Annotated in this window: 13 protein-coding genes; 9 read left to right on the top strand and 4 right to left on the bottom strand. The window is 64.2% G+C overall.

The window, feature by feature from the left end; genetic code table 11:
• Position 1: 1 nt before the first annotated feature.
• The gene (locus tag ACVOLR_RS12620; RefSeq protein WP_481536730.1) at positions 2-1081 is read right to left on the bottom strand and encodes an alpha-ketoacid dehydrogenase subunit beta; all 1080 of its coding nucleotides are present in this window, start codon (positions 1079-1081) and stop codon (positions 2-4) included.
• On the bottom strand, positions 1074-2162 hold the full coding sequence (gene pdhA, locus ACVOLR_RS12615; RefSeq protein ID WP_481529720.1) for a pyruvate dehydrogenase (acetyl-transferring) E1 component subunit alpha: 1089 nt from the start codon (positions 2160-2162) through the stop codon (positions 1074-1076). The genes ACVOLR_RS12620 and pdhA overlap by 8 nt, the downstream gene beginning before the upstream one ends.
• 408 nt (positions 2163-2570) lie before the next feature.
• Here pdhA and ACVOLR_RS12610 point away from each other — a divergent pair, with 408 nt between their 5' ends.
• The 4 genes from ACVOLR_RS12610 (at position 2571) to ACVOLR_RS12595 (ending at position 7153) form a co-directional block, all read left to right on the top strand.
• A complete protein-coding gene (locus ACVOLR_RS12610; protein WP_481536729.1) occupies positions 2571-3431 on the top strand; it encodes a tryptophan 2,3-dioxygenase in 861 nt (286 codons plus the stop codon).
• Positions 3432-3642: 211 nt separating this feature from the next.
• Positions 3643-5151 carry a peptide MFS transporter gene (locus ACVOLR_RS12605; RefSeq protein WP_481536728.1) on the top strand — a complete coding sequence of 503 codons (1509 nt, stop codon included), beginning with the start codon at positions 3643-3645 and terminating at the stop codon, positions 5149-5151.
• A gap of 11 nt (positions 5152-5162) precedes the next feature.
• Entirely contained in the window at positions 5163-5756 is a 594-nt protein-coding gene (locus ACVOLR_RS12600) for a thioredoxin family protein (protein WP_481536727.1), read from the top strand.
• Between the two features lie 263 nt (positions 5757-6019).
• Complete coding sequence (locus tag ACVOLR_RS12595) at positions 6020-7153, top strand: hypothetical protein (RefSeq protein ID WP_481536726.1); 1134 nt, start codon at positions 6020-6022, stop codon at positions 7151-7153.
• Positions 7154-7166: 13 nt separating this feature from the next.
• On the opposite strand, the gene ACVOLR_RS12590 is transcribed toward ACVOLR_RS12595, so the two are convergent.
• The gene (locus ACVOLR_RS12590; RefSeq protein WP_481517892.1) at positions 7167-7661 is read right to left on the bottom strand and encodes a MarR family winged helix-turn-helix transcriptional regulator; all 495 of its coding nucleotides are present in this window, start codon (positions 7659-7661) and stop codon (positions 7167-7169) included.
• A 128-nt stretch (positions 7662-7789) separates the two neighbouring features.
• Here ACVOLR_RS12590 and hppD point away from each other — a divergent pair, with 128 nt between their 5' ends.
• Together hppD and hmgA are read left to right on the top strand one after the other, a co-directional pair.
• Entirely contained in the window at positions 7790-8899 is a 1110-nt protein-coding gene (gene hppD, locus ACVOLR_RS12585; RefSeq protein WP_481536725.1) for a 4-hydroxyphenylpyruvate dioxygenase, read from the top strand.
• A gap of 269 nt (positions 8900-9168) precedes the next feature.
• Entirely contained in the window at positions 9169-10467 is a 1299-nt protein-coding gene (hmgA, locus tag ACVOLR_RS12580) for a homogentisate 1,2-dioxygenase (RefSeq protein WP_481536724.1), read from the top strand.
• Position 10468: 1 nt separating this feature from the next.
• Here hmgA and ACVOLR_RS12575 read toward each other — a convergent pair whose 3' ends face one another.
• Positions 10469-11032, bottom strand: a complete 564-nt coding sequence (locus ACVOLR_RS12575; RefSeq protein WP_481536723.1) for a hypothetical protein — start codon at positions 11030-11032, stop codon at positions 10469-10471.
• A gap of 153 nt (positions 11033-11185) precedes the next feature.
• Here ACVOLR_RS12575 and ACVOLR_RS12570 point away from each other — a divergent pair, with 153 nt between their 5' ends.
• The 3 genes from ACVOLR_RS12570 (at position 11186) to ACVOLR_RS12560 (ending at position 13409) form a co-directional block, all read left to right on the top strand.
• Positions 11186-11755, top strand: a complete 570-nt coding sequence (locus ACVOLR_RS12570; protein ID WP_481536770.1) for a lectin — start codon at positions 11186-11188, stop codon at positions 11753-11755.
• Positions 11756-11832: 77 nt separating this feature from the next.
• Positions 11833-12786, top strand: a complete 954-nt coding sequence (locus tag ACVOLR_RS12565) for a calcium/sodium antiporter (RefSeq protein WP_481536722.1) — start codon at positions 11833-11835, stop codon at positions 12784-12786.
• A 269-nt stretch (positions 12787-13055) separates the two neighbouring features.
• Positions 13056-13409, top strand: a complete 354-nt coding sequence (locus tag ACVOLR_RS12560) for a hypothetical protein (RefSeq protein ID WP_481536721.1) — start codon at positions 13056-13058, stop codon at positions 13407-13409.
• Positions 13410-13564: the final 155 nt, after the last annotated feature.

Here is a 13564-nt window from a genome sequence, read left to right as displayed (position 1 = left end):
GTCAGCCCGCCGCGACCGCGCGCTTGGCGGCGGTCACAATCCGCTCAACGCTTGGCAGATACTTCATTTCCAGGCGGAACAGCGGGATGTGGGTGTCATAACCGGCAACGCGCTCGATCGGTGCCAGCAGGTCGTAGATCGATTCCTCGGCCAGACGTGCGGCGATTTCGGCACCAAAACCAGCGGTCTTCGGCGCTTCCTGCACGATCACGCAGCGGCCGGTCTTGGCCACCGACTCGGCGATGGTGGCGAAGTCCAGCGGACGCAGCGTGGCCACGTCGATGACTTCGGCACTGATGCCTTCACCGGCCAGCTTGTCGGCGGCTTCCAGTGCTTCCTTGACCTGCGCACCCCAGGTGACCAGGGTCACGTCGGTGCCGTCACGCAGCACGAAGCACACGTCCAGCGGCAGTGCTTCGCCATCATCGACGACCACTTCCTTGTACTGGCGGTAGATGCGCTTGGGCTCCATGTAGATCACCGGATCCGGCTCGCGGATCGCGGCCAGCAGCAGGCCGTAAGCGCGCTGCGGGCTGGACGGCAGCACCACGCGCATGCCCGGCACATTGGTGAAGATGGCTTCGTTGGCTTCGCTGTGGTGTTCCGGTGCGCGGATGCCACCGCCCCACGGCACGCGCAGCACCATCGGGCAATGCAGGCGGCCACGCGTGCGGTTGCGCAGGCGTGCGGCGTGGCAGATCAGGTGATCGACCATCGGGTAGACGAAGCCGTCGAACTGGGCTTCGGCCACCGGCTTCATGCCCTGTGCGGCCAGGCCGACGGTGAGGCCGGCGATGGTGGTTTCATCCAGCGGGGTATCGAGCACGCGCTGCGAGCCGAAGCGCTGTTGCAGGCCGGCAGTAGCGCGGAACACGCCGCCGTTGACGCCCACGTCTTCGCCCAGCACCAGCACCGAGGGGTCGTGTTCCATTTCCCAGGCAAGCGCCTGGGTGACGGCTTCGATGAGGGTGATCGGGGTAGCTGTCATCGGGGTGTCTCCGCTGTTGCTCGCCGCGCTGTGCGCGACGCCGTGATCGTGGCTGGCCGAGGTGACAGGCGCATTGCGCTTGATGTCATCCATGACGCTGCTCCAGAGCGATGGCAGCAGCACGCTGCGCCAGCAGGTCCGGCGGCGGATCGGCATACAGATAGTCGAACATGGCCTCGACCGGCTGCACCGGGCAGTTGAGGTAGGCGTTGACCTCCTCGTCGACGCGGGTGCCGCATTCGGCGATCCAGTTCTTTTCTTCTTCTTCGCTCCATACGCCATGCGCGGTGAGGTACTTGCGCAGGCGGATCAGCGGTTCCTTCAACCAGGCCGATTTCACTTCGGCGTCGTCGCGGTAGCGGCGCGCGTCGTCGGCGGTGGTGTGGTCGGACAGGCGATAGGTGAGGAATTCCAGCACCGTGCCGCCCTGGCCGGACAGCGCACGCTCGCGTGCCTGTTCCATCGCCGCCATCACGGCGATCAGGTCGTTGCCGTCCACCTGCAGGCAGAACAGGCCGCCGGCCAGGCCCTTCTGGGCCAGGGTTTCAGCGCCGGTCTGGGCCGAACGCGGCACCGAGATGGCCCAGCCGTTGTTCACCACGCACAGGATCAGCGGCAGCTTGTAGGCGCCGGCCGAGTTCACCGCGGCGTAGAAGTCGGTCTTGGAGCTGCCGCCATCACCGCAGACGGTGACTGCAACCTGCGGCATGTTGCGCAGCTTGAACGACAGCGCCGAGCCGGCCGCATGCAGGCACTGGGTCGAGATTGGCACGCAGATCGGGAAATCGCGGACCGCATCGCTCTCGCGGTCGTAGTCGCTGCCGCGCTCGTCGCCGCCCCAGTACATCAGGACGTCACGCGGGCGCACGCCGCGCATGAACATGGCGCCGTACTCGCGGTAGCTGGGGGCGAACACGTCGCCGCTCTTCATGGCCGCGCCGATGCCGACGTGGGCCGCTTCATGGCCCAGGCAGGAGGCAAAGGTGCCGAGCTTGCCGGTGCGCTGCAGCGCCACGGACTTGGTGTCGAACACCCGCGTGGCCAGCATCTGCTTGAACATCGGCAGCAGCGAGCGTGGGTCACGCAGCGAGGCGGGGAGATCGTCACGTACCAGGTTGCCTTCGGCATCCAGGTACTGCAGGTAATCGATTTGGAACTGGGCGGAAACCGTCATTGCAGCAACACCTTAGACAGATGGTTTCAAATGATAGGAATTACGCATGGTAAGGACTCAGTCCGAAAAAGCCGTCCTGCGCCGCAACAAGACTGACCGGGTACAGGCCAGGTTTGTTCCGCGGAACTCGACTCGGGCGAGCAATTACAACGTATTCAGTCTGTGACAGCAGGAACGGCACATTGTCGCGCCGCTGGGGTTTGCGCGTGTTTCGATTCCGTTTGCGCAGGAGCCAGAGCCAGGGCACCCCTCCCCAACCCTCCCCTTGCCTTCGGCAAAGGGAGGGGGCGTAGTGCCGACCCATGGTCGGCAGGGGCTTCAGCGGTAATGCCTCTGCCGACCATGGGTCGGCACTACAGAAGGTCCAACGCTGCGTTACCCTTGCCGCCCCCTTAGATGGCCAGGCCGATGACCGTAGAAAAGAACCAGCGTGAGCTCGAAGCCGGTATCCATACCGACCTGCAGGGCCGGCTCACCTACGGCGGCTATCTGCGCCTGGACCAGCTGCTGACGGCCCAGCAGCCGCTGTCCAACCCGCCGCACCACGACGAAATGCTGTTCATCATCCAGCACCAGACCTCGGAGCTGTGGCTCAAGCTGCTCGGCCATGAGCTGCGCGCTGCCCGCGGCCATATGCAGCGCGACGAGGTCTGGCAGTGCCGCAAGGTGCTGGCCCGGGCCAAGCAGGTGTTGCGCCTGCTGACCGAGCAATGGGCAGTGCTGGAGACCCTCACCCCTTCCGAATACATGGGCTTCCGCGATGTGCTGGGCCCGTCTTCGGGCTTCCAGTCGCTGCAGTACCGCTATATCGAATTCCTGCTCGGCAACAAGAACGCCGACATGCTCAACGTGTTCGCACACGACCCGGAAGGGCAGGCGCAACTGCGTGAGGTGCTGGAAGCGCCCAGCCTGTATGAGGAGTTCCTGGCCTACCTGACGCGCTTCGGCCACGCCATCCCGGCCGCGTACGAAGACCACGACTGGACCCAGTCGCATATCAGCGACCCGGCGCTGCGCCAGGTCTTCGAGAACATCTATCAGGACACCGACCGCTATTGGCGTGAGTATTCGTTGTGCGAGGACCTGGTGGACCTGGAAACCCAGTTCCAGCTGTGGCGCTTCCGCCACATGCGCACGGTGATGCGAGTCATCGGTTTCAAGCGCGGTACCGGCGGTTCCAGCGGCGTGGGCTTCCTGCGGCAGGCGCTGGAGCTGACCTTCTTCCCCGAGCTGTTCGAAGTGCGTACGACTATCCGCGGCGACGCCTGAGCCCTTGTTGGGGTTGAAAACTCAGCCTATTCAGCGGCTTGCGCTGCAGCATGGGCTGGGCTCGGAGAGCCTGGCCCAAGCCTGGCGCAGCAGTTGGTTGCAGCAGTATGTATTTGACGTGAAGCCGACGCTTCTGTGATCCTCGCCCGTCGCGCCGGTTCCGGCCGACTTGTTCGCATTACTTACCCAACGAATCATCAGGGGACACCGCATGAGCGCTGCCGCGCCGAATTCCGAACCAACCCCGGCGCCCGTGCCGGAGTTCAAGACCATCCTCGGCCATCCAAAGCCTTTGTGGATGCTGTTCATGGCCGAATTCTGGGAGCGCTTTGCGTTCTACGGCATTCGTTGGGCCATGGTGCTGTACATCGTTGCCCAGTTCCAGGGTGGCTTGGCGTCGGGCGAAAAGCCGGCGGCCGAGCTCTATGGCGCCTATCTGGCGCTGGTGTACGCAGGCGCGATCTTCGGCGGTTACGTCGCTGACAAGCTGGTCGGCTTCCAGCGCTCGATCCTGCTCGGCGCGCTGTTCATGGCCGTCGGCCTGTTCATGCTGGTCTCGCCCAGTGAAGTGATCTTCAAGTTGGGCCTGGCCACGATCATCGTCGGCAATGGCCTGTTCAAACCGATCATTTCGACCATGGTGGGCAAGCTGTACGTGCAGGGTGACGCACGCCGCGATGCCGGTTTCACCATCTTCTACATGGGCATCAACATCGGTGCGCTGCTGGCCCCGGTCATCACCGGTGCGCTGGCCAAGATGGTATTCGGCACCGAGCAGGACCCGCACTACCAGTGGGTGTTCATCGCCTCGGGTATCGGCATGGTGGCCAGCCTGATCTGGTTCTGGTTTGGCCGCGCGCAGTTGAAGGGCATTGGCCTGCCGGAAGAAGGTCAAAAGAGCCTGAGCCGCGTCGCCTTGGTTGCCGCGCTGGGCCTGCTGGTCGGCATTCCGGTGTTCTACTTCCTGCTGACCATCGATGCCAATGCGCTGCAGGCGATCCTGATGACGCTGTTCATCGTGCCGGCAGTGATGCTGCTGGTCGAAGGCATCCGCAGTGGTTCGGTCGCGCGTGACAAGGTGATCGCCATGCTGGTGATCTTCGTGTTCAACGTGCTGTTCTGGATGTTCTTCGAACAGGCCGGCAGCTCGTTCACCTTCCTTGCCGACAAGATCGTCAACCGCGAATTCGGCAGCTGGACCTTCCCGCTGGAGTGGTTCCAGTCGGTGAACTCGGTGGCCATCATCGTCTGTGCGCCGATCATGGCCTGGATGTGGGTCAAGATGGGCAAGAGCAATCCGTCCATCCCGCGCAAGTTCGGCCTGGGCCTGGTGTTCAATGGCCTGGCGTTCCTGCTGCTGATGGTGGCCCTGTCGAGCATGGTCAACGACGCCGGCAAGATCCCGTTCTGGACCCTGTTTGCGGTCTACGTGATCCAGTCCATCGGTGAGCTGTGTCTGTCGCCGATCGGCCTGTCGATGACCACCAAGCTGGCGCCGACCCGTCTGGCCGGCATGGCAATGGGTTGCTGGTTCCTGTCGATCGCCATCGGTAACAATCTGGCCGGTATCTTTGCCGGCAAGGTCAGCGGCGAAGGCGGCATGACCGTGGCATCGGCGCAGTCCGGTTACACCTTCGGCTTCTGGGCCCTGGTGGGTTCGGGCGTGGTGCTGTTCCTGGTCGCTCCGCTGATCAACAAGCTCATGCACGGCGTGAAGTAAGGAGTTAGGCGATGAAACTGCTGTTCGGAATGCTTCCCCTGTTGCTCACCGTGGCGCTGGCTGGCTGCAATCAACCGCCCGCCGCCAAGCCTGAAAAGGTGCAGCCGCTGGATACGTCCGAACAGAAGGCGCCGGTGGCTGATACCAGCCAACCGGTGGCATCGGGCAATACCCCCACCGCAGCGGATATCGCTGCGGTGGCTGGGCTCAACGCGCAGTTCGACCCGGCCCGCGATCCGGTCGCGGATCTGGAAACGGCCAAGGTCGAGGCCCAGCGTGGCGGCAAGCGGATCATCCTGGACGTGGGCGGCGAGTGGTGCTCCTGGTGCCATCTGCTGGACGCCTTCATGGAAGGTGATTCGGAGCTGCGCCGCTTCCGCGATGCCAACTACGTGTGGATGAAGGTCAACTACAGCGAAGAGAACGAGAACGCCGAGTTCCTCGCGCGCTTCCCCGAGATCAAGGGTTACCCGCACCTGTTCGTGCTGGATGCCGAAGGTCAGCTGCTGCATTCGCAGTTCACTGGCGATCTGGAGAAGGGCAAGGGTTACGACCGCGCCAAGTTCGACGCCTTCCTCAAAGCATGGGCGCCGCCGGCGAAATAAGCTTGCGAAGTGGTTGAACGAAAACGGTGCCGAAAGGCGCCGTTTTTTTTGGCTTCACTGTAGTGCCGAGCCATGCTCGGCAAGGGGCTTCATGCACGTACCAGCCGCCGTCGATAAGGCTCTTGCCGAGCATGGTTCGGCACTACAGGGCATTGTCGGTAGAGCCCCTGCCGAGCATGGCTCGGCACTACCTGGGTTTATGGGGCGGGTTCATTTTTTCTGTGTGCGGCCGCTAACGAATCAATCCCTCTGCATTCGGCTCCTTGCCCTCACTCATCATGCAGCCAGCTGCCAGCTCTGATTCCAACGCCGTCGCGACCGCCGAACAGGATCTGTCCGGTACCAGCCTGCCTACGGTGGACGAACTGCTGGACGAAAGCTCCGCGCCGGAAGAGTCCACGCCACCGCCGCGCTACCGGCTGCCGCAGGCCGCAGTGCCGCCCAACATCATGTTGCAGTCGGCCGTCACCCGGCTGGTGGAGCAGAAAGAACAGATCGATCAGCTGACCCGCAACGGCTTGCTAGCCGGTCTGCTGCCGCCGGAGTGGAGTGCATCGCCCGGCAATGAACTGCGCGCGTTTGTCGCCAGCGTGGTGCCGTTCGCCTCCGACAGCGTACGCGGCGAGACTGTTGCGGCACGGGTGCCGTTGAAGTTCCTGCTCGGTCATTCGCAGCGCTGGGGCAAGCCCGATGTGGCCGAACCCAATTCCTTGTCGGCCTTTCTGGCCAGCGATGAGCGCGCCAACAGCGGCGTCAGCGATCACGCCGAGGTCATGCTGCTGTCGCCGTTGGGCCTGGGCTGGGCGCAATCCGGCCGCAGCCGCGTCGGTTTTCTGCGCGCGATGGGCGTTGAATCGATGGCAGCACGGGTGACCGCCTTGCCGTACCCGGCGCCGGAACAGCTGGCGCTCTACCAGGTCAACAACGACGGCCTGACCCAATTCTGGTGCGTGATGGACAAGCGTCGACTGCGCGCGCTGCCGGTGCCCGCCTTGTCACTGCCGCTGTTGACTGCTTATGGCGTTGCTGCGCCAGAAGCATGGCCGTCCAACTGGCCGGCACCGGCCGAAGTTGGCGCAGAGCTGGCGTTGGCACGTATGGGTAAAGGCACGGCCGAAGTCGATCTGGTCAAGCTTGTGGACAAAATCAGACGTGACCAAGCCAACGATGCCTGGACCGGCGCCAGCCTGATGCAGCTGCACACCTGGGTGCCGCGCTGGCGGTTCTTCCTGACCTCGTTCATCGGTCTGCCGGCCGGCCTGTTGCTGCTTGCAGCATTGGCTTTGCCCGGCCGCGTGGAAGCGGCGGCGGTGGCGGCGGCATTGGGTTTTGCAGGTGGTGCGATCGCGGCCCTTGCCGCGCCGTGGATCTATGCGCGGCGCAAGCACCTGAGTTGATCGTCGGCGACGATCAACCCTCGTTCATGCGCTGCAGACCGGCATCGGCCAAGCGCGTGATCAGGCGTTCGAGCACCTGTTCCTCGTCCTCGGTGAGCGCCGACATCAGGCGCCGTTCCATCTCGATCACCATCGGCGCGATGGTCTCGTAGACCTCGAAGCCTGCGGCAGAAAGCGCCAGCACCGAGCGGCGACGGTCATCGCCATGGGTCTCGCGTTTGATGAAACCGCGCTCCAGCAGACGCGCCACGGCGCGGCTGACGGCCACCTTGTCCATTGCCGTGCGCTCGGACACTTCACTGGCCGAGGAGCCCGGATACAGCGCCAGGATGGTGATCACACGCCATTCGGGAATGGCCAGGCCATAGCGCTCGCCGTACAGCCGGGCGATGTTGGCGCTGACCCGGTTGGACAACACGCTGATGCGGTAAGGCAGGAACTGCTCAAGATCCAGCAACACGTGCGAGGCGCGGATGCTGGTGGACTTGCTGTAATCGGAAGAGCTCATGCTGCAGTGCACCTTGATGGTGGTTTCATGTGAAACTATAACCTTCGGTCCAGACCCGCTTTTTGCGGCGGATCTTCCTGTTTTCATCGCCGGTACCCCGGCGACCGCCATGCTTCCGGAGGCAACCCATGAATACCCCTACTGCATCCAACGCGCCCAACCTGGGCATGCAGGTCACCACCTTTGAAAACCCGATGGGCATCGATGGTTTTGAGTTCGTCGAATTCGGCGCACCGGCGGGGCAGGCTGCCCAGCTGCACGCTTACTTCAAGAACATGGGGTTCACAGCCGTCCTCCGCCACCGGCAGCGTGCTATTACCGTCTACCGTCAAGGCGGCGTCAACTTTCTTGTGAACGAGGAGCCGAATTCGTTCGCTGCCGACTTCGCCGCCAAGCACGGCCCGAGCGCCTGCGGCTTCGCCATCCGCTTCCAGAAGCCGGCTGACGAAGTGCTTGCCATGGCCCTGGGCAACGGTGCCGAGGAAGTGGATCTGCTGGCCGAGACCCGCGCCGTACCGGCGCCGGTGATCAAGGGCATCGGCGATTGCATGCTGTACCTGGTGGATCGTTACGGCGGTGCCGAAAGCATCTACGACGCCGACTACGAGCCGATCGAAGGCGCCGAGCAGAACCCGGTCGGCTTCGGCCTGACCTTCATCGACCACCTGACCCACAACCTGTACCTGGGCAACATGCAGCAGTGGTCGGACTATTACGAGCGCCTGTTCAACTTCCGCGAGATCCGCTACTTCGACATCAAGGGCGCAAAGACCGGCCTGGTGTCCAAGGCGATGACCGCGCCGGATGGCGTCGTGCGCATCCCGCTCAACGAGTCCTCCGACCCGAAGAGTCAGATCAACGAATACCTCGATGCCTACAAGGGCGAGGGCATCCAGCACATCGCCTGCTTCACCGACAACATCTACGACACCGTCGAAGCGATGCGTGCGCAGGGCATTGATTTCCTGGATACGCCGGACACCTACTTCGACGTGGTCGACCTGCGCATTCCGAACAATGGCGAAGACGTCGAGCGTCTGCGCAAGAACAAGATCCTGATCGACGCCGATCCGGAAACCAAGCAGCGCAAGCTGCTGCAGATCTTCACCAAGAACTGCATCGGCCCGATCTTCTTCGAGATCATCCAGCGCAAGGGCAATGAAGGTTTTGGCGAAGGCAATTTCCAGGCCTTGTTTGAAAGCATCGAGCGCGACCAGATGGACCGTGGTGTGCTGTAAGCGCTTTGCTTGAGGCATTTGCTTGAGGCATTTGCTTGAGGCATTTGCTTGAAGCCTTTGCTTGAGGCATTTGCTTGAAGCCTTTGCTCAAAGCCCCTCTCCCGCTTGCGGGAGAGGGGTTGGGGTGAGGGCAAGCTCTTGCAGTTGCTGTTGATTTCCGCCGCACCCAGGTCGCCAGTTGCCTTAGGATCAAGTCAAAAGCTCCCCTCACCCCAACCCCTCTCCCGCAGGCGGGAGAGGGGCTCAATCGCAGAACATAGGCCGTCACCATGGTCAGCAACGCTTATCAATCAGGCTTCGGCAATGAGTTCGCCACCGAGGCTGTGCCCGGCACCTTGCCGGTGGGTCGCAATTCGCCGCAGCAGGTGGCGCACGGGCTGTACGCCGAGCAGCTGACCGGCACCGCCTTCACCGCGCCGCGCGGCAGCAACCGCCGCAGCTGGCTGTACCGCATCCGCCCGGCGGCGATGCACGGTGAGTTCACCCCGTTCGAGCAGCCACGCCTGCACAGCGATTTCAGCAAAGCCGCTGCATCGCCCAACCAGCTGCGCTGGGACCCGCTGCCGCTGCCCACCGAACCCACCGACTTCATCGATGGCCTGTACACAATGGGCGGCAACGGCTCGGCCGAAGCGCATACCGGCGCCGGCATCCATCTGTACGCCGCCAACGCCGACATGCGCGGCCGCTATTTCTACAACGCCGACGGCGAACTGCTGATCGTGCCGCAGCTGGGCCGCCTGCGCCTGCGCACCGAGATGGGCGTGATCGAGATCGAGCCGCAGCAGATCGCGGTGATCCCGCGCGGCGTGCGCTTCGCGGTCGAGCTGCTGGACGGGCAGGCGCGTGGCTATGTCTGCGAGAACTTCGGTGCGCTGTTGAAGCTGCCCGACCTCGGCCCGATCGGCAGCAATGGCCTGGCCAACCCGCGTGACTTCGAAACGCCAGTCGCCGCCTATGAAAACCTCGACGGCCAGTTCGAACTGGTCGCCAAGTTCCAGGGCCGCCTGTGGCGCGCCGACATCGGTCATTCGCCGCTCGACGTGGTCGGCTGGCATGGCAACTACGCGCCGTACCGTTACGACCTGCGCCACTTCAATACCATCGGCTCGATCAGCTACGACCACCCGGATCCGTCGATCTTCCTGGTGCTGCATTCGGCCAGCGACACCGCGGGCACCAGCAATCTGGATTTCGTGATCTTCCCGCCGCGTTGGCTGGTGGCGCAGAACACCTTCCGTCCGCCGTGGTTCCACCGCAACATCGCCAGCGAGTTCATGGGCCTGATTCACGGTGCCTACGACGCCAAGGCCGAAGGCTTCGTGCCGGGCGGTGCGTCCATGCACAACTGCATGACTGGTCATGGTCCGGATGCGGCCACCTTCGACAAGGCCTCGCACGCTGACCTGTCCAAGCCAGACGTGATCAGCGACACCATGGCCTTCATGTTCGAAACCCGTGGCGTGATCTGCCCGACCGAGCAGGCGATGGACGCTGCGCACCGCCAGCGCGGCTACCAGGCCTGCTGGAGCGGGCTGCGCAACAATTTCACCCCGCCCAAGGGCTGATTCATGCCGGCAGCGGTGCTGGCTCCAGCACCGCTGTCAGATGTGCCTCCGGCAGCACTTCCTGCAGGCGCCCACGCACGCGCTGGGTGTAACCATCGGAAGTCATTGCCGGCAGATGGCTGAGCGCCAGCTTCAGTGCCTGCACGGTATCGCCTTCCTCGCGCGCTGCCTGCAGCAGCTTATGCAGTTGCGCAGCGGTGGGATTGCGCTGCAGGGCGAGGATATCCAACACATAGATGCGTGCAGCGACCATTGAGCGCCGCCGTTCAACGGGCGCCTGCGTTGGTGCCGAGGCAGGTGCGGCTGCTGCCGCAATCGGCACGGGAGCTGGTGTGGCCTGAGAGGGCGCGACTGACGTAGAAGCAGGCGCGACATCCACTTGCAGATAACCGTCGCGCTGCAGCTGCGCGATCAGCTCGGGCACATCATTGCCGAGCATGCCGCTCAGTTCGGCGAGGTTGCGCTTGCCGTCGCACAGGATCAACGCCCGCCGCTGGCGCAGGTCCAGCGCGGCGCGGTGCGTCTGCAGCACGGTGTGGCCAAGTTCGGTCTTGTGCGGTTGCATGGGCGTTGGGCACGGGCGACGTAGGCGCCCAGCCTGTCGCTGTCAGGTGAAACCACGATGACAAGTCTGTCTTCGCGCTGGCCGGACACGGTTGTCGCTAGACTCGGCCGCAAACCCGCCCGGAGCTGCTGCATGAAGCGTATTGCCCTGCCGATGTCCCTGTTTGCCGTGCTGCTGGTGGCCTGCCAGCGCACCCCGCCGGCCGAGCCGGTAGCTGCCGAACCTGCTGCAGCTCCGGTGCCAGCGCCAAGCCCTGGCAGTTCCGCGCCCGCGGCAAGCAGCGACGCCGATTGGCAGGGCTATGGCGCCGCCCAGCTGGGCATCGATGCCGAGCAGCTGCGCACGGCGTGGACGGGTGAACTGCAGGGTGATGCCGCGGCCGATGGTGGCTGCTATTACCTGTCGCCGGCCGCGCACAGTGAGGGCGGGCCGTTCTTCATGCTGGAAGGCGGCAAGTTCGTCCGCTACGACGTGCGCGGGGGCGATACCGCCGCGCCGGGCGGCGGCAAGATCGGCATGGATCTGGCCCAGCTGCAGGCGCTTTACCCGCAGGCCGAGCCGCTGCAGCCGCACAAGTACGTGGAAGGCGGCAAGGTGCTGCGGGTGCCGGCAACGGACGGCAGCCAAGGCGTGCTGGTGTTCGAATTGGGCGCCGACGGCAAGGCCACGATCTGGCGCGTAGGCCTGCCGCCGCAGGTGGATTACGTGGAAGGCTGTGGCTGATACGCTGCGCCGGTCATAGGCAGTAGCGCCGGTATGCTCCGGGCACCGCCGTCATCACTGCAGGGGAGGGAGGCGCAATGTTCGAAGCTATCGCATGGTTTGTACTGGGGCTGGTGCTGCTGGCCCTGGGCGGTGACTCCATCGTCAAGGCCGCCTCCGGCCTGGCCCAGCGCTTCGGTGCCTCGCCCTTCGTCGCCGGCTTGTTGCTGGTGGCCTTCGGCACCTCGTTGCCGGAGCTGGTGGTCAATGCCCGCGCCTTCGCCGTCGGTGCGCAGGAGCTGGCGCTGGGTAATGCGGTCGGCAGCAATATCGTCAATGTCGGCCTGACCCTGGGCCTGGCTGCGCTGGCGTTCCCGCTGGTGGTGCGCACGCGCCTGCTGTCGCCCTTGCTGGTGCTGCTGGCGGTGGCGACGCTGGCCTTGATCGTGTTCGGACTGGATGGGGCGATCAGCCGCATTGAAGGCATCGTGTTGCTGCTGGGCTTTGTCGGTGCGTTGGTGTTCTTGCTGAAGCGTGCACGGCATGAGCCGGCGGAGCTGCAGGAAAGCATCATCAATTACGCAACCACCCGCACGGTGCTCGGGCTCAACATCATCCGTCTCGTCATCGCCGCAGTGGTGCTGTACTACGGCGCGCGCTTCGTGGTGCAGGCAGCACCGGTGATCGGCGCTGGCTGGGGTATGTCGCCGTTGCTGGCGGGGTTGTTGCCCGTCGCCATCGGCACCGCGTTGCCGGAAGTCGCCGCAGCCATTGCCGCTGCACGGCGCGGCCAGGGCGACATGGTGGTGGGCCACGTGATCGGCTCCAGCCTGTTCAACGTGCTGGTGGTGATTGGTGGCATGGCGGCACTGCGGCCGATGCCGTTACCGGCCTCGTTCGTGCGGCTCGAATTGCCGGCAGCGATCGTGTTCGTGCTGATGTTGTACCCGATGCTGCGCGGCGACCTGAAGGTCAGCCGTGGCGAAGGCGCGGTGCTGTTCGTCGCGTTCCTGGCGTGGGTTGGCCTGGAGCTGGCGCTGTTCGCCGTGTAGGAGCCGCGTCAGGCGCGAAGCTGGTGAACGGATTGATCGCAATCACAAGCCATGTTGCCGCTGCTGTTGCAGTGGCTTCGCGGCTTACGCCGCTCCTACAGGTACAGCGGTGTTGTCTCTTGCACTCATCGCTAATGCTGGGCTTCAATCAATGCTCATGAGCTGACAAGGAGTCGAGCATGCGAGGTCTGTTGTTGATGTCAGCTCTATCAATGAGCTTGGTGGGATGTGGTGACGTCGGACGTAGCAGTACATGGGTGGATCCCTCCATGGCGGTGCAGCTGGCGGCTGCGGCCGGCCCGCAGCGCGGTGTGGATGGGGTGTTCGCGCTGACAGTGCGAACCAGTGGTAATGCTGATGGCAGGTTGTTCCTGAACTCCCAGCTGGATTACCGCGATCCGCGCAACCTCAGCATCAGCGTCGCGCCCGATGCACTTCAGGAGATGGTGGCGCAGTACGGGGCTGATCCAGGCGCAGCCTTGAAGGGGCACGCGATCCTGGTGCGGGGTACGGCGCGGATGGTGCGAATCGCCTTCGTTGCCGATGGCAGGCGCGTCAGCGACAAGTACTACTACCAGACCCACGTGCAGGTTGATGACGCCGCGCAGCTACAGCTGCGCTGAAGCGTGCCTGTAGTGCCGAGCCATGCTCGACAGAGGCGTTACCAGCATTCCAATGTAGTGGGGGGGGGGGGGGGGGGGGGGGGGGGGGGGGGGGGGGGCGGGGCGCGGCGGGCGGGGCGGGGGCCGGGGGGGGGGCGGCCGGCGGCCCGCGGTGG

It is taken from the genome of Stenotrophomonas sp. STEN030, from assembly GCF_056759995.1.
This window is presented reverse-complemented; position numbering and strand designations above follow the sequence as displayed.